14 protein-coding genes are annotated in these 18,835 nt (G+C 59.9%); 5 read left to right on the top strand and 9 right to left on the bottom strand.

Annotated features, from left to right (window positions below; translation table 11 throughout):
* Window positions 1-289: 289 nt before the first annotated feature.
* Entirely contained in the window at window positions 290-553 is a 264-nt protein-coding gene (locus QP093_RS07885; RefSeq protein WP_058237784.1) for a PspC domain-containing protein, read from the top strand.
* 5 nt (window positions 554-558) lie between these two features.
* Here the strand turns inward: QP093_RS07885 and QP093_RS07880 are convergent, their stop codons facing one another.
* On the bottom strand, window positions 559-1,992 hold the full coding sequence (locus QP093_RS07880; RefSeq protein ID WP_285016015.1) for an FHA domain-containing protein: 1,434 nt from the start codon (window positions 1,990-1,992) through the stop codon (window positions 559-561).
* Window positions 1,993-1,994: 2 nt separating this feature from the next.
* Window positions 1,995-3,338, bottom strand: coding sequence for a hypothetical protein (locus tag QP093_RS07875; protein WP_285016014.1), 1,344 nt, complete (start codon window positions 3,336-3,338; stop codon window positions 1,995-1,997).
* Between the two features lie 108 nt (window positions 3,339-3,446).
* Between QP093_RS07875 and eccCa the strand changes: the two genes are divergently transcribed.
* Window positions 3,447-7,490 (top strand): type VII secretion protein EccCa, encoded by a 4,044-nt coding sequence (gene eccCa, locus QP093_RS07870; protein WP_285016013.1) that lies wholly within the window; start codon window positions 3,447-3,449, stop codon window positions 7,488-7,490.
* Between the two features lie 120 nt (window positions 7,491-7,610).
* Here the strand turns inward: eccCa and QP093_RS07865 are convergent, their stop codons facing one another.
* The 7 genes from QP093_RS07865 to QP093_RS07835 all read right to left on the bottom strand — a co-directional run bounded on the left by QP093_RS07865 (window position 7,611) and on the right by QP093_RS07835 (window position 14,324).
* Complete coding sequence (locus QP093_RS07865; RefSeq protein ID WP_285016012.1) at window positions 7,611-9,155, bottom strand: FHA domain-containing protein; 1,545 nt, start codon at window positions 9,153-9,155, stop codon at window positions 7,611-7,613.
* Window positions 9,155-10,102 (bottom strand): PP2C family protein-serine/threonine phosphatase, encoded by a 948-nt coding sequence (locus tag QP093_RS07860; RefSeq protein WP_285016011.1) that lies wholly within the window; start codon window positions 10,100-10,102, stop codon window positions 9,155-9,157. Before QP093_RS07860 ends, QP093_RS07865 begins: the two co-directional genes overlap by 1 nt.
* Window positions 10,103-10,228: 126 nt before the next feature.
* Window positions 10,229-11,551, bottom strand: coding sequence for a S8 family peptidase (locus QP093_RS07855; protein WP_285016010.1), 1,323 nt, complete (start codon window positions 11,549-11,551; stop codon window positions 10,229-10,231).
* Window positions 11,552-11,610: 59 nt separating this feature from the next.
* Window positions 11,611-13,029: a hypothetical protein gene (locus QP093_RS07850; RefSeq protein ID WP_285016009.1), complete on the bottom strand. Its 1,419-nt coding sequence runs from the start codon at window positions 13,027-13,029 to the stop codon at window positions 11,611-11,613.
* Window positions 13,030-13,078: 49 nt separating this feature from the next.
* Window positions 13,079-13,570, bottom strand: coding sequence for a hypothetical protein (locus QP093_RS07845; RefSeq protein ID WP_070728167.1), 492 nt, complete (start codon window positions 13,568-13,570; stop codon window positions 13,079-13,081).
* Window positions 13,571-13,709: 139 nt separating this feature from the next.
* Window positions 13,710-13,994, bottom strand: coding sequence for a WXG100 family type VII secretion target (locus QP093_RS07840; protein ID WP_058237776.1), 285 nt, complete (start codon window positions 13,992-13,994; stop codon window positions 13,710-13,712).
* A gap of 15 nt (window positions 13,995-14,009) precedes the next feature.
* Window positions 14,010-14,324, bottom strand: a complete 315-nt coding sequence (locus QP093_RS07835) for a WXG100 family type VII secretion target (RefSeq protein WP_058237775.1) — start codon at window positions 14,322-14,324, stop codon at window positions 14,010-14,012.
* A 379-nt stretch (window positions 14,325-14,703) separates the two neighbouring features.
* Between QP093_RS07835 and QP093_RS07830 the strand changes: the two genes are divergently transcribed.
* Genes QP093_RS07830 through QP093_RS07820 form a run of 3 tightly spaced genes read left to right on the top strand, consistent with a single transcriptional unit; the run spans window position 14,704 to window position 18,826 of the window.
* The gene (locus QP093_RS07830; protein WP_285016008.1) at window positions 14,704-16,023 is read left to right on the top strand and encodes an EsaB/YukD family protein; all 1,320 of its coding nucleotides are present in this window, start codon (window positions 14,704-14,706) and stop codon (window positions 16,021-16,023) included.
* The gene (eccB, locus tag QP093_RS07825; protein ID WP_058237773.1) at window positions 16,023-17,435 is read left to right on the top strand and encodes a type VII secretion protein EccB; all 1,413 of its coding nucleotides are present in this window, start codon (window positions 16,023-16,025) and stop codon (window positions 17,433-17,435) included. Before QP093_RS07830 ends, eccB begins: the two co-directional genes overlap by 1 nt.
* Window positions 17,432-18,826, top strand: a complete 1,395-nt coding sequence (locus QP093_RS07820; protein WP_285016007.1) for a S8 family serine peptidase — start codon at window positions 17,432-17,434, stop codon at window positions 18,824-18,826. Before eccB ends, QP093_RS07820 begins: the two co-directional genes overlap by 4 nt.
* The last annotated feature ends 9 nt before the right edge of the window (window positions 18,827-18,835 follow it).

The following is an 18,835-nucleotide window of genomic DNA, read 5'->3' as shown; positions in this document are numbered from 1 at the left end:
GTTTCTCTCGTGACGCACCCGTCCTCGGGCGCCTTCGTGCCAACTCTACCAAAACTGGGACCTTGGTCACCGCGCGCAGGCCTTGAAAGCGCTGAAAGCTTCCACAATTCGCCAGAAGAATAATTCCGTCCGCTCACCGCCTCGCCCACCGGCTCCTCATTGGCGAGGGCGACCGCGCATCTGCGAAGGGGCTGCCAGGGCGAAAGTGGACGAATGCTCGGGTGCCTCAGGGAGATCTCAGGGCTTTCCCCGATAGCGCTCAATGCCTGTTATCAGGTGGAATGGTTCCATGAATGAACAGGTCACAACGGGTTACTCTCGCAGGGTTTTCAGCCGAGACACTCAGCATCGTTTTCTCGGAGGTGTATGCGCTGGTATCGCCCGATACCTTGGTTGGGATCTGATCCTTGTGCGCCTGCTGTTTATCGCAACGCTGCCGCTTCCGGGGTCAGGCATCATGCTCTACCTCATATTGTGGTTCGTCATGCCTGCCGATGATGAGGGCGTCGCTTACCCGAGTGACATTCCTGTCACTGCCGATGCTCCCCACTAGAGCCATCACTGGTGACTGTGGGGCGAGTTGATGGTGATCGACCGTTCTCCAGCACGAAGTGTTGCGCCAATTGGGACAGCCTGACGATTTCCTCGCTCCAGTTCAAACACTGAACCGTCAGGTAACGTGACCGACGTGCCGTTCGCAGAAAAAGCATCCTCCACCCACACTCCGCCGGGAGCAGGACCCAAGCGCAGATGAGTGCGAGACAGTGAGCGCGTTGAGTCCTCGACAGTGACAGCACGTTCACTCGGTGACATCGTGACAGGTGCGCGTCCAATGACTGTCGTACCAATCACCGCTTCTTTCTCACCTGAATCGAATACCAGCCATATTTCAGCGTTCTTCTGATCATGCTGCGTGTTAGGCTTCGGCGTGCCGGCTCGAGCCGGCGGCTCCTCCGGTGCAGGTGCAGAAGTGTCGTCACTATTCTCTGGCTTCTCGACTCCGGCGGCAAACTGGCTAGCCAGCGGAACTGCAGCCGAATTTGAAGCAATCGGCTCCGGATGAGCCACGTCAGGAGCAGGTTGCGCTGGCGCTGCTGGTGGAACGATAACGGAGAAGCCATCGGGCTGGGCAGACTGGGCCGGTGTCACCTCAGGCTGTGCCAGTGGGTCGGGTGCTTCCTGGGGATGAGCCTGGCGCGGAGCCAACGACGGTTTGGGCTGTGACGGAACGGCAAAGGATCCCGCACCTGTCGGTTTCAGCCCGGGAGATGACAGGCTCGGCATCCACATGCCAAACGAGCGCTGGCTCTGCTGTGAACCAGCCTGCTCCTGTGGTTGCGGCTGAGGTGCCGGTGGCATCGACGGTCCGGGGACTCGCGCGTCACCCTCGTCCATCGGGTGCGACGAGGGTGAGGCTGGCCCAGTCCAGCCGGTGTTCTCCGATGTCAGTGTGTGAGTAGTCTGCCGGCCATAGGCGTCGGGGGCCGTTGTCGGGCGCCTGAGCGGTGAGCGCAAATCAAGTGTCGCCGTACCCGCGAGCGAATCAACCCAATCGCGGCCATCTTTACCCAGCCACACCACGATCACAGGCCCGATAACCGTGACGTGCAGTAAACCGATGATGGCGCTGCGAATTCCCTGACGTTTAAGTCCCGGTGCGTGATCCGTACCCGCTGCGACCGCGACGGTACGTGTGGCCAGTGCTCCCAAGGTGCGTCCGGTACGGGCGCGCACAAGCGTCAGAACCAGGAACAGTTCCAGCACGATAGTGCCGACGAAGATAAGAGACGGTCGGATGAACCATGCAAGCGCTGCACACGCCCAGATCATCAGCAGGTCGATCATGTACGAGCCGACCCGCAGGTTTCGCGACGCCGGGTTACCACTGGAGGTGGGGGCGCTTCTTTGCGAGGAGGGACGTGATTGCGTTCCGCGCGGTATCTGCGTGCGCATCGGGCTTTGAGCTGGTGCAGTGGAAGGAATAGACGTCATAGTTACGATGCCACCTGTCGGATCACGTCAAATAAGCCGGTAGAGAATACGGCGCACGGCAAGATGAACACCAGTGAAATTGACTGGGCAATGTCTCCGACCCGGCCGAGGAACGCGGCGCCCTCGTCACGGCGTGAGACCAGCATGGCCGCGCACACCACTGCGATGCCGCTGATTGCCAGCATCCCGCCAACGCCAAGAGGTCCTGCCACCTGTTGCCCCGTCGGGGACATGATGAGCGCGCCCGCCAGAGCCGTTGCGCATACGCGCGGGCCGATGCGAAATGCTTTCGAACGCGTATTGCGGGGCGTAAGTGAGAGGGCAAGAATTGCGCACACAACCGTCGCAGTGCCGACGCGTCCGTGCCACGAGGTCAGGTCAACTCGGCTCGCCACCGTTGGAATCGTGACGCAAACCGCCACACAACAGATGATGACCAGCGTATCCAGAATCCCGGATGCCTCCCGCACGGTGCGCTCCACACGTGCATGCGTGATCCGCGAGGGTGATGCCACTTTCGCTTGACGCACCGCAGGCGCTGACGTGGTGACCAGTGGGAGGTCGAGGAGCTGCGTTTCAGGAATCCGCACCGCTGTCTGAGGCACAATCGCCAGGGCCAACACCAGCAACGCCAAGCCGATCGGCATGATCGTGGACCACGGAATCTGGAACGCCGTGGTCATGGACAGCACAGCAGCTAACACACCGAAAGCGACAGCGCTGGCCGCCGCCGAAGGCAGGCGAGTCGTCAGCCAATACAGAAGCGATACTCCAAACGCAACCCAACACAGCATGGGGGGTGCAAGAACGATGGAAACGGGGGCCTGCGGAGGAAGCAACGCCAGGGATGCCACGCCGATGAAGGAACTCAGCGCCAGGCAGGCTGCGGTTCCCGCGTGCAGACGACCTCGGAAAATCAGGGGATGAATCAGGAGGATCGACACGATGCCGGCACCAATGCGCACGCCTTGTGGAATCATGGCCGACCGTGCCACCAGTGGGGCGATAATGCAGGCCGTTTCAAGCCCAACGACGGCAATCATGATGCCCACGATGCCCAGAAGGCGGTTGAACCAGGGGGCCTCGGCGTATTCACGGGCCCTGACTTGCGCCCGGTCGGACGCTAGTCCACTGGCGACCGACAGAATAGTGCCGGACGGAAGATCTCGTCCCAGCGCTTGAGAAGGGGACACCGGCTTGCCGCTCGGCAACGTGATGCGGACGTCGCCCATCGACGTATCCACATTCATCATCGCAAGCAAGCCTGACACCGTCGTGCCGACAGGGACGGCGACATCTGACCGGGTACCAGCCTGCTCGATAGTGGCCTGCGCAACCGATGTCATAGGCTGTCCTGTCCTTCGAGCTGGTGAACCTCTCGTTCTATCCCCACTATCAAGATAATATGAGATGCGCATGCATTTCATGTCAAGACCACCATTTGAGGTGAAAATATGGCAGAAGAGGACGCATCCCCAGACCGGGTCAGCTCGCCGGAGCTGCCTGCGGGTACGATCCCGATCGAGGGGCCTCCGGATCAGGTTGAACCGCCTGGTATGGGCAATGTCCTGATGACGGTTGTCCCGATGTTCGGATCGATGGGTGTCATGATCTTTATGGTCATGAGTGCGAACAACAACCCGCGCATGCTCATGATGGGCGGCGCCATGGTTTTCGCGATGCTATCCATGGTCGGTTTCAATATCTACCGCCAGATCGGCGGGCACCGTCAAAAAGTGGTGACGACCCGCCGGGAATACCTCGCCTACCTGTCAGAAATGCGCCAGACCGTCCGCACTGCTGAGCGCAAACAGCGCGCCTATATCCGCTGGCACTTACCCGATCCGCTGGCTTTAACGCTGATTGCGCAGGATCGCGCCCGTCTGTGGGAACGAGCCCCAGGGGATGCTGACGCGCTCAACATGCGAATTGGCTCTTCAACACAAGCACTCTCAATGGATCTTGACGTACCTGAGCTTCCTCCGATGGCCAACCCCGACATCGTCTGCCATAGTGCGCTCAACCGGTTCGTGGAGACGTTTTCCAACATTGATCATGTGCCTTTCGGCGTCATGATCGGAGAATTCTCCCATATTGAGGTTGCAGGGCGGCACGATGTGGCCCGCGCGCAGGCACGTGCCATGCTGTGCCACCTGCTGACATTCATCGGTCCAGGCGCCCTGAAAGTCGCCGTGTTGTGCTCCGAGGAGGCACGCCCGCAGTGGGAGTGGGTCAAGTGGGCCCCGCATGCGCGTTCATCAGAGGAGCGGGACGCCCTCGGCCCTGCACGAATGATCACCAGCGACTACGCCGAACTGGAAAACCTGCTGGGTGAGGAGTTCACCACGCGTGGCACGTTCCGACCACGTGACGAAAACGTGCAGTGGCCGCACCTCGTGCTGATCGTCGACGATGCGAACATGCCGTCACAAACGCGCCTCGGGTCACTCGAAGGATGTCTGGGCGTCACCGTTATCAAGGTTCTCGAAAAGTGGGGACCGCTCGTCTCACGCAGCACGATGCGCCTGCTGATTCACCCGTACGAACACAAGGATCCTACCGATCGGCGAGTCATGGAAGTCGTGCTGATGGATCAGCGCCCCATCGTCGCCCAACCCGATGAGATGAGCATCGAGCAGGCTGAAGCACTGAGCCGACGCACCGCATTTTGGAGCGAAGGCGAGAAACGTTCCGCCGACAAACCTGTCGGCCGCTCAGACCCCGCACGTTCGGAAGACCTGATGACGCTGCTGCACCTGCCGGATGTGCGCGACTTCGATCCAGATAAGGAATGGAAGTACCGCACCGGGCGCGACTTGCTGCGTGTTCCGTTCGGTGTGACGCCCGAGGGGATCCCCGTCCTGCTGGACATCAAGGAATCAGCTCAGCAAGGTATGGGCCCGCATGGCCTGCTGATCGGTGCGACTGGTTCAGGTAAGTCTGAGGTACTCAGGACTCTGGTGCTGGCAATGGCGCTGACCCACTCCCCCGAGCAGCTCAACTTCGTGCTGGTTGACTTCAAGGGTGGCGCGACGTTCTGGGGAATGGGCAAGCTGCCGCACGTATCGGCCGTCATTTCCAACCTTGAGTCGGAACTGTTCCTGGTTGACCGTATGCAGGAGGCCCTGCGCGGCGAAATGGTGCGACGCCAGGAGCTGCTGCGAAAGGCCGGCAACTACGCCAACGTCACGGATTACGAGGCAGATCGGCGCGCCGGGAAACACGAGTATCCGCCGATGCCGGCACTGTTCATCATCCTCGACGAGTTTTCCGAACTGTTGTCGGCCAAGCCTGACTTCATTGATCTGTTCGTACAAATCGGTCGTCTGGGGCGATCCATGTCGATCCACTTGCTGCTGGCCTCTCAGCGCCTGGAAGAAGGCCGTCTGCGCGGGCTGGATTCGCACCTGTCCTATCGCATGGGCTTGCGTACATTCTCCGGTCAGGAGTCACGTTCCGTGCTGGGTGTGACGGATGCGTATGAGCTGCCATCGATTCCAGGTGTCGGATATCTGAAGACCGGTACTGATCAGATGGTGCGTTTCCGCGCCTCGTATGTTGCCGCGCCCCCGCCGGCACGTTCCCACGCTCCACGCTCAGGCGAGCAGGCCGGCTCCCCCGAGTCGGCGCTCACGATCCTCCCGTTCACCTCCACTCCTCAGCTTTCGCTTGACGAGGATAACTCTGACCAGGATTCTGATCGCGAGCAGGAAGAAGCTCGCCAGGAATATGTCGCCCCTGAGGACCGTCAGTGGGCGGATATGACACAGATGGATATTGCGGTTGCCAAGATGGTGGGTCACGGACCTGAAGCTCACCAGGTGTGGCTGCCGCCCCTGGATATTCCGGATACGTTGGACGCCCTCATGCCGGATCTGGATGCTGATCCGCGCCTGGGATTGGTTTCACAGTCGTGGCGTGCGAAAGGCCGTCTGCGTGTCCCGATGGGCACCACTGACGTTCCGCTGGAACAGCGCCGTGAGACACTGGAATATGACCTGTCCGGCGCGGGTGGTCACATGGCCATTGTGGGTGGTCCACTGTCAGGTAAGTCCACCGCGCTGCGCACACTGGTCATGGCACTGTCGTTGACGCACACACCGCAGGAAGTCCAGTTCTACATCATTGATCTGGGCGGCGGCACCTTCTCAGCCTTTGCGGACGCACCCCACATCGCTGGCGTGGCGACGCGTGATACCCCCGACGTCCTCAACCGTATGCTTGCCGAGATCGAGTCCATCATCGTCGACCGTGAACGCTATTTCCGCGCGAATCGAATCGACTCCATCTCCACGTACCGGCAGGGACGCGCTGAGGGGCGTTTCGACGACGGATACGGTGATGTGTTCCTGGTCGTTGACGGGTGGGCGATCCTGCGCAGCGACTTCGAGGATCTCGATATGCGAATCCAGGCGATGTTGCCGCGAGCTCTGTCGTTCGGCGTCCACCTGATAGTCGCGACATCACGCTGGATGGATATGCGTCAGCAGGTGCGTGACGTCATGGGATCAAAGCTGGAGCTGCGGCTGGGCGACGTCACCGATTCTGAAGTCAACCGCAAGGTTGCGGCTACGGTGCCGGAGGGTCGTCCAGGGCGCGGCTTGGAAATGGGCGGCCACCACGTCCTCGTCGCATTGCCGAGGGAGGACGGTGACCACGACGTATCGTCCATGTCAGCCGGCATTACCGCAACGCTTGAGCGCATCGCAAAGGCTACTCCCGCACCGGGTCCGAAACTGCGCCTGTTGCCCGAACGCATCACGGTGGAGGAAGTCCAGCAACTGGAGGGCGCGCAGGACCGCGAGGGATTGCTGCTCGGCGTGGAAGAATCCCGACTGGGCCCATGGGTCTTCGATCCTGCCCACGAATCGCACCTGTACCTGTATGGCGATTCCAAGTCCGGCAAGACCACATTCCTGCGCACTGTCGCTCGTGAAATCATGCGCACGAGTACACCGAAACAGGCCCAGATCTTCCTGGTTGACTACCGCCGCACCCTGCTCGGGGAGGTTCCCGAGGAGTACCTTGCGGGTTACATGACCACGCGTGATGATGCGACAGCGACAATCAATGATCTGGCTGAGTATCTGCGCACCCGACTGCCCAGTGACTCTGTGACAACTGAGCAGCTCCGTAACCGCTCCTGGTGGCAGGGCGCCGAGGCGTGGCTGCTGGTCGATGACTACGATCTGGTTGCCACACAGTCAGGTAACCCGCTGATCGCCCTCCAACCGTTACTTGCTCAGGCTGTGGATGTGGGTCTTCACGTCATCGTGAGCAGACGAATGGGCGGTGCTTCGCGCGCTGCCTTCGAACCTGTCCTTCAGGCACTGTCTGAACTCGGTACCACTGGTTTGATGCTGTCCGGCAGCCCTGATGAGGGCGCGGTCATTGGCCGCATCAAGCCGAAGCGCCTGGTAGCCGGTCGTGCCCAGATCGTGTCACGCGACGCGGGACTCGTGATGGGTCAATTGGCGTGGACGGATCCGATCGCGTGACCTGGGTCTGCTGCGCCGACCCGATTGCAGTGCCGGCCCGGTTGCAGGTGCGCGACTGGGTTCTAGCCAGATGATCTGAGCGTGACGCAAAACGCGGGGTGTCGGCTGCTGCCCGGCTGGTCAGCCCTGCGGCGGGGCGTAACGCATCGCCGGTGTTTCAACGACGCGGAACTCCACGCTGAGCCCCTCCCCCAGGTCGATGCGATCGCGGTCGAATAGGACTACTGGATCCCACGTGGCGACACGGCTGACTTGCCCGTTTTCGTGTACGACTGTCGTGCCGTTAGCAGATCCCAGATCCATCACGGCCCACCGTTCAGGGCCTTGCGGCATGACGATGCAGTGTGACCGAGATATTTCCCCCTGCGGGCTGGGCACGCGAAGTGTTGTGGCAGGTGGGCGCCCTGTAATGACGCGCGAGTTCGGATCTCGACCAATGACCACATCCCGGGTGAGTTCAACAGGCGCTCCACCGGCATAGACGAGGTAAGCACTGAGTCGCGTGTGCGGTGTCTCAGGTGGGAGTGGAGACGGCGGAGGACCCGGGTATCCGTTCGGGGCCGCAAAATCATAGGGGCGTCCCTGAAAGGAACTGTCAGCAAATTGGGTGCCGCTGCTCGCACTGTCGGGGCTCTGCGACCTGGCTGATGGTTGAGCGGTGGGTGCCGCAGGCTGCGCAGCATAACGCACGGTGTGAGGTGCCTGGGGGCCCTGGCCCGAATCCAGTGAGTCCTTCGAGTCGCGACGTAGCTGGTTTTGTTCGCGTTGACGGCGCATCTGTTCGAGCATTTCAGGCGTCATCGTTTTTTCGAGCGATTCAGGGTTGAACCCTTCGGGAACGTCACTCGGAGCGGGTCCAGACGGCGTTGCCGGCTTGACAGGGCCGTCAGGCACGTCACTGGCAGCAGGCGCAGCAGGGGTGACTGGTGCAGCAACCCCGGCAGGTCCGACAGGCGGTGCCGGGTCACTTGGAGGTGTGGAATCGGCCAGCGGTGCTGGCTCAGTTGAAGGTGTCGGCTCAGCATCCACGCTGCTCGCGGTATTTTCACCATCGACGAGAGGTTTCTCGTTCGGCTCAGGTGACACATCATGAGGTGACGCGTCGCGCTCTGAGGCATCGTCACGATCTACTGCATCGAGAGGCGAGGACACCGGATCGAAGTAACCGATGCGCACTCGGCGAGCCTGAGCCGCGCCTGTGATAAGCGGCAGCCACGGATCACGGCGCTGTCGCTCAGCGATGCCATCTGCCTGGTCTGTGTCATTCCTGTCAGCATCAGGCTGATCCAGTTCGCCAGAGCCGAACTCGATCTCGATGGCGTCCCAGTGTGAAGAATCGGCCTGCACACCTTCGGACGTGATGCGCGAGGAGCGAACCTGCGGTTGGCCTGCTGCTTCAGAATCCGTCACCGGGCTCGCGCTCCAGATCCGAATCGAACATTCGGGATACGCATAGAGCTGCACCTGGTCCCCGCGAGTATCAGCGACAAAAACGCGTCCGCCTTGTGCACGAATCGATTCGAGCAGCTCGCCGGGGTCCCCCTCGTTCATGAGACACGTCAGTGCGGCGTTCAGGCATTCAGAGGACACCAATGCCGTGCCGAACGGGCCGTTGACGGCGACAAACCCATGCCCTTGGGTGGATACGCGTCCAAGCTGCCACATCAGATGGTTTCCTCCGCGGACGAAGGAACCTCATCGCCCGCTTGTTCGGCCGCATCACTGCCTGGCTGACGGCGAATCGTCTGCGTGGAGGAAGGACGCGCAATGCCGACGGTACGTTCAAACGGATTGACGGAATCGTCAGCTGGCCACGGCGGATTCACGGATTCAACGAAAATCGTCACAACCGTCGCGTTGTCGCGTGTCTGCCGCTCCAGCGCCGCATCCACCAGCGCATTTGCCGCGCGTTGAGCATCATCTGACTGAGTAACGATGCGAACCATCTCCGCGTCGTCAATCGCCGAGTGCACTCCATCTGAGCAGATCACCACCCTGTCCCCAGGCGCGATCGTCGTCACGGTGAAGTCCGCCTGGGGCAGGCCCGGCATTCCGCCACCCAGGGCGCGTGTGATGATATTGGCTGCGGGGAGTTCGTCTGGTGACCATTGAGCGTCACGCGCTTCCTGCCGGGCCGAATGGTCTTTCGTCATGGCCCGGATCTGCCCATCGTTTATAAGGTACGTACGCGAATCGCCTACATTGAAGACAAGCCATTGGGGCCGCTCCTCGTGACTGGCGATGAGAACCCCCGTCAGGGTCGTGCCCGGCGCACCGGCCAGCACAATATTCGCCAGGTCTTTGTCCTCGTCGGACATGGACGAGGGGGAAGCCAGGGCCATCACTGCCTGCGCGGCGACGGAAATGGCATGATCAAGGTCGTTCACATCGGCTTCGCGGCCATTGAGAGCATCGCCGGACAGTGCGCCAGTGAAAGCCTGGATCGCCACTTCGGAGGCACGTCCGCCACCTGTATGTCCACCCATACCGTCTGCTACTGCGTAGAGAGGGGGCTGTGCTGCCCAATGGTCCTCATTGTCGGGGCGCGGACCCTGATCGGTTGCTGCTCCCCACCGCGTGCGTACAACGCTACCGAGACGAGATAGGTCCATGGCATACCTCTTCCTGTCGGATGTTCACTCCGAGTTTTTCACGTCTGGGCTCAAATTCATAGAGTTTGTGTGCCAGGAAGATCGATTGCCGCATCGACTGCGCCTCAGCTGCGTCCCTGGCTGCTCTTAGAATGGCTGCTGACGTGGAGTGCCGGTCCGAGGCGAACGCGCGCGGGCAACAAGCACGACGACCACAATTATGACGACAAAGACGACTGCACCTACTGCAATCCAGATGCCAAGCGGTATGCCATTGGACTGGCCGGCCCCGTCTGATGGTGCGGACTGAGGCAGTTGGCTGGCGTCAGACTGGCTGGCACCTGACTGCCCCGATTGGGTAAAGCGCGGTGAGGTGCCGGGCTGCCATTGATCGCCGTATTCGGGACGTGCAAAAGCGTCGTCTGCGCGCCCGCGATACACGTAGTCCTTGTCTCCGACATCTATCGTGAAGAAGGGGTCAATGAGGCCGTCGCGGTAATCGGCTCGCAGCTGATCATCAGGGCCGTGATCTGATTTGTGCAGCAGGGGGTTTTCGTCCTTGAAACGGGTTGGATCGGCGTTGAGGAACTCATGCAGCTGCGGAACTCCAAAACCAATCTGCTCATCCCAGTCTTCACGACCTGTTGACCACGAAAAAGCGTTGAGCACTTCGTACGGCGTCGCCTCGGGCCACTTCTGCATACCCAATGCCAGCATGCCGGCAGCCATTGGAGCTGAAAACGAGGTTCCACATGCATCAGGTGTAATGACCGTGAGGTTGCCGTCAGGGTCCGGATCGCGAAGCGTGATCTGTTCACCGGGAAGGACCACGTCCAATCCCTCGCCGTGGGAAGAAAACGTTGAGCGGTTGCCTTCAAAGTCAGATGAGCCCACGGCCAGCACACCGTTATCTGCGGCGATATCGATAGGGAAATCCTCTTTATTGCCGGCAGCTGCCACCAGCAACACCTCGTGCAGCTCGGCGCGCATCGAGACATATTGGAGCAGCGAAGCGCTGCCACCGATCGTGATCACCACGATATCGGCGCCCGCGTTGATGGCGGCATTGATTGCACTGACCACGTTGTCCTGGGCAGCGCAATGCGTGGACAGGCCGTCACGGGACTCATTGAACAGCGACGTCACCGCAAAGTTCACGATTGTCGCACCGGGTGCCACGCCGTAATCCGGCGAGGCGACTACTGACGTGACGGCGGTTGCGTGTGACACTTCAATAGGTTCGAATGCGGCGTCAGAGCACATTGCCTCGTGAGCGGCGATGTCGGCACCGGCCAGTTCCGGCACTCCCGTATCGGCCAGTCCGTCCACGATTCCGATCGTGATGCCGGACCCATCCAGCCCCTGCGAGCGCGCCTCGTCCAACCCTAGATAGTCCTCGTAGGCCTGGTCGCGAATTGTGTCATCGCCGTGGGCGGGGACGCCCACCATGCACAGCAGAGCGATGAGCACTGCTGATAGGCAGAGGCTGAGACTTCTGAGGGGGCGAGTTGATCGAATCGGGAAACTACTCACCAACGATCCTCGATCTCGCTTTCACTGGCATGTAGATCCTCCGCTGAACCTGCTCCTGACTGTTCTGATTCGTATGGTTCTGAAGCTGCGTCTTCTTCCAAACGGAATACATCGTATCCCACGAGCGCGGATTTTCTCTCGCTGTTGTCAGAGCCGGCACCGGTACCGCCCATGGGTGCCATAAAGCCTCGTCCCATTCCGCCTCGACCTGCGGCAGCCGCAGCTGAAGAGTTGGCCGCACCACCTGCACCTTGAGCTCCAAAGCCTGTCGCGCCCCGGGCAGCCATTCCTCCAGCGCCACCTGTTGTGCCTTGCGCGGACATTCCTGCTGCACTTCCTCCAGCACCACCTGTTGTGCCTTGCGCGGACATTCCTGCTGCACTTCCTCCAGCACCACCCGAGGTGGACGATGACACGATTCCGCTGGCGGGAACTCCCCGCGAAAATGCGGCCGCTGCGTTCGGTCCGGCCAATGACAGTCCTGACAGACCTGATCCGCCGGCCCGGGCAGCCAAAGTGGCAGCTCCTGCTCCCAGCAGACCTCCTGCCATGACAGCCGTCGAGCCGCCTACTCCCAGACGACTTCCCTCCGCAGCGATTCCCTGATCGAGGAATGCACCGATACCCTTAGGGCGCGTTCCCTCCGGCAGATATCCCTTCAGGGGGCCGTCAGGTCTGATCGCACCATCAGGGGAGGAGCCTGACAGCGTTGCCTCATTGCGAGTTCCGCTTTCAAATGCCGTGGCACCTGAGTTGACGTCTCCGATGGACGCGCTCGACTCGCCTCGCATGTTCGACATCCACGAACCCAGTCCGTGACGTGTCTCAGATCCGGAGATCAACGGTATTCCTGCGCTCTGCCCGCGTCCACGAGAGCCGGTTCCATTTGGGTAGTCGTAATTCGCGTAGCCGACGCCCGATCCCGACCGTGAAGAATTATTCCCTGTGGAGGAGCCTCCTGACCTGTTCACTTGCTGGACTTTGGAGATCACGTTCTTAGCTGTTCGAGATGCCGCGAACAGGCCCTCATTCATTTTCGAAAGGATCTGGGCGGCTTCCGAATCGAGCTGGCTGATATCTTCAGGACGCTTGGGGCCTGCGCGGTGATACTCCGCGACAACCGTCTCACCCTCACGCGACGCCTCTCCGATAGCAACCTGCGCCTGAGAATAAGCCTTCGAATACGTCCTGACCGCGGCCGAGTAATCTTCCACCTTGCTCTGGCACCGCGATAGCCAACTCACAATGGCGTCATTGGTTTCGCCAGAAATATTCGTCCTGGCCTTATACGTGCTAATGATCTCGTTGCACTCATCGAGTTTTTCTGAAATCTTCTCGATCAACTCCGGCGTCTCCGCGCCTCGCACCGGAAGCTGCTGCACCGCTTCCAGTCGTTGGACGATTTCTCCAGCCATGATTCACCTATTCACTCCAGTAGTTCAACATGTGGAATCTCTCAGGGGCTTACTCGGGGTCTTCGGACTCCGAATTCCTGCGCTCGTTTCCATCTTCGGATTCCGAGTTCGTACGCTCGGTCGCGCCTTCTGAGCCCTGCTCACTCGTATCTGCCTCTTCGCCGCTTTGCTCGCGAAGGCGTTCCTGCTCCTGCGGGCGCTCGGCATTTCGGGCAGATTCTGCTTCCTTGACCTTCAACTCTGCTTCAGAGTCCGTATCGGAGCGTATGAATGCATTGATCGCATCGTCAACACCACCGGAGAAGGCAGTCAAGTCTGAATGAAGCAGATCGATGAGGACCTCCAGTTCATTCAAATTTTCAACGAGACGCTCACGGAACATCACCGCTCCGCTTTCAACTCCCCACTTCGCGCTGGTCTCACCCCTGGCAATGCTGCCAGTGGAAGTCTTCGCCGCTGTAACGTGAGTCAACCCGTCGTGGCGCAGCTTATTCAGCTCCGTCCGCGCAGCATCAACATCTACTTCCCAGCCTCCAGACACTGTTTCTCCTCTACACCTGTCGTGGTCGAACGATCGTTGTGTCCATGTCGTGAATCAGATCGAAATAGTGAACCGGCGAAAGGGACGCTGCCGCGAGAAACCGCCTGCAGCGTCCCTTTCGACAAGCACAAGGCTCAGACTACTGGAACAGTCCTGCGTTGTGGTGGTCAGTTGAGTTGTAATCCTGGTTAGCCTGCTCGACGAGAACGCTGATGCGAGCCAGGACGTCACGCATACCGGTCATGCCCTCGGTCCACTTTGCCTTGGCAACCTGGTAGGCCTGCTGTGCATCGCCTTCCCAGTTGGTCTGCAGCTGCTGGAGCTCAGAATCCATCTGATCCAAGGTGTTTTGAATGCCGGTAGCACCAGTGTTGATATCTGCTGAGGCGGTTGACAGAGCCCCGTAGTTTACTTTCAGATCCATTTCAGCTTAGTCCTCTCACATTCCAAGACGGCCGGCGACGGAGTTCATCGCAGCCTGGTGGTCGGCATCGGTCGTGTCGTAAGCCTGCTGCGATGAACGCAGGTTGGCTTCGAATTCGTTCAACGCACTGGTGATCTTGCGTGCATCCTCATCCCACTGAACCATCAGCTGCTGGAAAGCGGTAGATGCGTTGCCGACCCACTGTGAGCCGATGCTTGAAAGGTTGGAGCGCAAGGTGCTCAGGCGGCCCTCAAGATCCTGACGTGTAGAAGAAACAGTTTGAGCGCCTTTGAGGATTGCACCCTCTGCGGCGGAAACCTGTCCAGCCATGTTTTATCCTCCATAATCGGTAGGCTGCCGAGCACTCACTTCGAACACTCGGAAGATGACACACTTACTGAAACATACCCGCCCCCCGTTTGGCAATAGTCTGAAGTAAACTGTAAACGTTTCGTCACCGACGTGTTACTTGAAAGAATCGGCAAAAAAATCGAGATTTTTGCCCGTTTACGCTCGAAAGAAACGGTAGTTAACGCTGGTCGTCCGCGGATTCGCAGTATGCGGGGTGTTCACCCATCGAACCGTCAGCATGCCCTTCACGGTTTCCCTCTTTCATACTTATTGTTTGTTGATGTTCCAATAAATGAAATACCGTTTAGTCTTAGATGGGGCCCGAATTCCACGGGCGACGCATCCGAGAGGACCGTTCATGCCACAGAGCGTCAAATCACGCACCGGAACACTCATGCCAATCTCCGTCATGTGCGCTGGTCAAAAGCTCGATATGTCCGTACCGTCATCGTTGATCGTGGCGGAGCTGCTGCCGGGCATGGTTGAAGCACTTGGCCGCCTCGATCCAGAAACGGCAACTCAGGGATACCGACTCCTGACTCCGTCAGGGCGCGTACTCGACCATTCTCAAACCCTGCGCGCCCAACACGTCACTCCCGGCACACTTCTTACCCTTGAGTCCGAGGGTGGCAGCACAGTAGACCAGCGCTATGACGATCTGGTTGAAGCTATCGGCACATCCGTCAACAAACATCAGGACGCATGGACCAAAGGCGACAGTGCACAGTTGTCATCACACTGCGGAGTCATCCTGCTCCTGACTGCAGCGGTGCTGCTCGCAATTCGCGGTGGACACACCATGACCACCGCCATCATCGCAGCTGTCGGAGCCGCCCTCGTGTGCGCCACTGCAGCGATCGTGGCACGAGGAAGCAGCACTGCAGGAGCCGTTTCGCTCAGCTTGACCGTTCCCGTTCTTCTTGGGGTCGCAGGATTTGCCCTCATCACTGATGGGAACCTGGCGCACTGTTTCATGGCCATCGGCGTCGGCATCATGTTCGGCTCCCTTGCCACGATGGTGCTTCCCCCGGGGTTACGCATCATTGCCGGCGGCCCATTGCTCGCAGGGTTTTCCTATATGGTCGTCGGCGCACTGACTGCCTACGCCACAGTTTCGCTGCAACGGTCAGCGACGGTGGTGGTGGCCCTCCTGACGCTGGTCGTGCTGTCGACTCCGTGGATCGGGCTGGCACAGATGCCCTCGCGGATTCCCGCTCTTAACATCCAATCAACAGAGTCATTCTCAGGTGCAGCAGTCGATGAACAGGTAGTGACCGGACAGGCGCTGGCTTTATCAGTGAAGATCGCATCGTTCATGGTGATCATTACCTGCGTTCCGATGGTGGTTGCGACCGTCGAGGGCGTCCTGCTCATGGCATGCGTGGGGGCGGCATTCATGCTGGGGACGCGGTCGCTTCACGGCCGAATTGACGTCTTTATCGGGGTTGTCGCCGGCATGTTGATCACGCTCGCCACCGGGATCCTGGCAACTCTGGCGGTATCGTGGCTGCTTCCCTGGACGGTAGGCCTGACGGTCCTGGTCGCGATCCTGATCCTGGCGGCCAACGTCGTTAATTCGCGGCTGCGCCCGTGGCTCACTCGCCTGGCAGATGGAGCCAACGTCATCGCTCTGATCGCGATCATTCCGTTGACGTGCCTGGTGTGGGGGATCATTTAATGGCTTCCAATAAAGATATTCTCAATGCGCAACGGTTTAATCGCCGCCGACTCGTCACGGCGTTCATCTCCGGCACGCCTGGAGGCCGGGAACTGGAATCCAAATCGTTCGTGCCGCCCCTGATCGGCGGGATCGTCATTTCACTGCTGATGCTCGGCATTGCCTTCGCGATGGGAAAGTTCTCCCCCACCCTGCCGGATAACTGGCAGAACAACACGCTGATTATCGTCAAGGGAACAGGTGCGCGCTACTACTCCGTTCAAGGAGTGCTGCACCCGATCTACAATGTCACCTCAGCGCGTATGCGCACCCCGGCTGGCTCTCTGCAAACCGTTTCCGTGGGAGAAAAAGTGATCGCGGGTATTCCTCGCGGCGATGCGATCGGAGAACCTGAAGCACCCGATAATGTCCCCGCTCCCGCCGACCTGAAAGCAACCGAGTGGAACGCATGCGTCATGGAAAACGCGTCGACCCACACATGGGTGTCAATCCGACCCGACGGCCTCGAACCCGTGACGACAACGCTGGTCAAACAGGGCGACACCCTCTACGTCATTGCAGAGAATGTGCGTCACCGCATCGAACCCGAACATCTCGAAGTCCTCAAGAACACCCTCAACATCAACGATTCACCTGTCTTTGACGTGCCGGCTGACTGGCTCAATCTCTTCAATAACGGCACACCATTCACCCCCATCAGTCTCGACAACAGCGGTACGCCCGTCAGCGGGATGCCCTCGTCCGTCCACGATGCCGTCGTCGGCACGATCATCAACGTCAAATTTCCCGAGGGAGACCACCACTACCTCGTCATAGGCGATGGTCAGCTGGTCCAGCTCTCCGACGTGTCGTATGCAATGTACCAGGCCTCTTCCACCGGCAACCCGTACACAATTGACCCACCGACAGTGTCCGTCGGTGAAATAGCCAATATTCATGTCGTCACTGAAGGCGGTCCTGTTCCTGCGGACTGGCCTGACACCCTCGGCACGATTACCAATGAGCAGGCTCGGCCGTGTGCTCACCTCGACGTCAGTGACATCGAGAAAGGAAGCGTCCTGTCAGCCATACCCGCTGATTCACCAGATCTGGCATCCGCACAGTCGGGTATGGGCACGTCCGCCTCCCCCGCGGCCTCGAATTCTCCTCACCCGCCGGCCGTGGGGTCAACATCCGTTCTGGGCGGAAGCGGTGTTCTGGCACGTTCCACTTCCGGCGGCTCCCTGGGTGCCGTCATGCTGATCTCTGATACAGGTCTGTCGCACGGTCTGGGCCTGAACTACTCCGAAGCCATGCAGCGATTGGGGTATGACGAAAATTCCATTACGCCGATTCCCGGGCCGTGGATCGCGCTGATCCCTGAAGGCATCGACCTCAAACCCATCGATCCTGCCACAGGTTCAGCCTCATGAGCGAACAACGGACACACATTGTCAGGTGGACACACACCGCCCTCCTGACATGCGTATGCGCCCTGCTTCCACTGTCGCTCCTCCCTCATGCATCTCACGCTCAAGCCCCGGTTGGCACTTCTCACAGCCAGCCTGCGCGAGTCGATCACCGGGCGCGCATCCCCCTCGCCAATGGGGACGAACCACAGGCATGCCAGGTAGGCAAGACGCAGTACGTTCCGATTGAACCGCCCGTCTTTGAACGACTGGGAATCCAGCAGGCGTGGGAACTGTCCACCGGCGGAGTGCTCGTCGCTGTTGTGGACTCAGGGGTGAGCAGCGCTAATGAGCACCTGAAGGAAGCTGTTCAGCCAGGAACCGATTTTGTTGATTCGGGTGGCGATGGGCGCACCGATGTCGACGGACACGGTACGGCGGTCGCCGGTCAGATCGCGTCGCGGCCAGTTGAGGGATCCGGACTGGTCGGCATCGCCAAGTCAGCACAGATTCTGCCTGTGCGCGTATATGCTTCCACGCGACCCGAGGATACCGACAATGGGCGCGGTCCGAACGTGAAGCGCACAGCAGCGGGCATACGGTGGGCGGCCGATCACGGTGCCAAAATCATTGCTGTTCCGGCATCGTCACCGTCTGACCATGCTGAGTTGGCTCAGGCAGTCGCCTATGCTACGAACGCCGGTGCGCTCATTGTCGCCTCGGCGGGTAACGCCGATCCGAACGGGGAAAATTCAGGGGTGCGTTTTCCTGCCAACTATGAGCAGGTGCTCTCAGTCAGTGCGGTAACGCTTCAGGGACAGCCTTCGGACAGCGTCGTGCACGGCGTTCACGTGGAAGTGGCAGCTCCCGGTTCCGATGTGCTGACCACGTTCCTCCAGTGGGGTGATTGTGTCCTGTCAGGCGAGCAGCCCTCCACGTCGTACTCAACGGGGTACGTCGCCGGCATTGCCGCCCTCGTCGCTGCTGCTCATCCAGAGGAGACTCCTGCTGACTGGAAGTACAGGATTCTTGCAACAGCATTACGCTCCACGCCCTCTGAACGCAATGAGATTGTCGGGTGGGGAATTGTTGCACCCAAGGATGCGATCAACTTCGTGAACGACGGTACGCAGGATGGTCCGCCTAACCCTCGCTACCAGCGGGCAGACCGGCCGATTCCTCCACCTGTGCGCCTGGTCAAGCCCGAAGAGGATCTGACAAAAAGCCGCACGCAATACCTGACAATCGCTGCAGGCATCGGGGTGGCTGTGCTTCTCGGAAGCCTCGTGGCTGCCACACTGATCGATCAGCACCGACAAACCAGGAAACGTGCCAGGAAGAGCTCCGTGACGACACGCCACGTGTCGAACCCGTTTTCACTTCGCGTTCCGCGCACTGAGTCAGGTCAAAAGTAGGGAGGTCTC

It is taken from the genome of Pauljensenia sp. UMB10120 (assembly GCF_030212035.1).
GTDB classification, from domain to species: domain Bacteria; phylum Actinomycetota; class Actinomycetes; order Actinomycetales; family Actinomycetaceae; genus Pauljensenia; species Pauljensenia radingae_A.
This window is presented reverse-complemented; position numbering and strand designations above follow the sequence as displayed.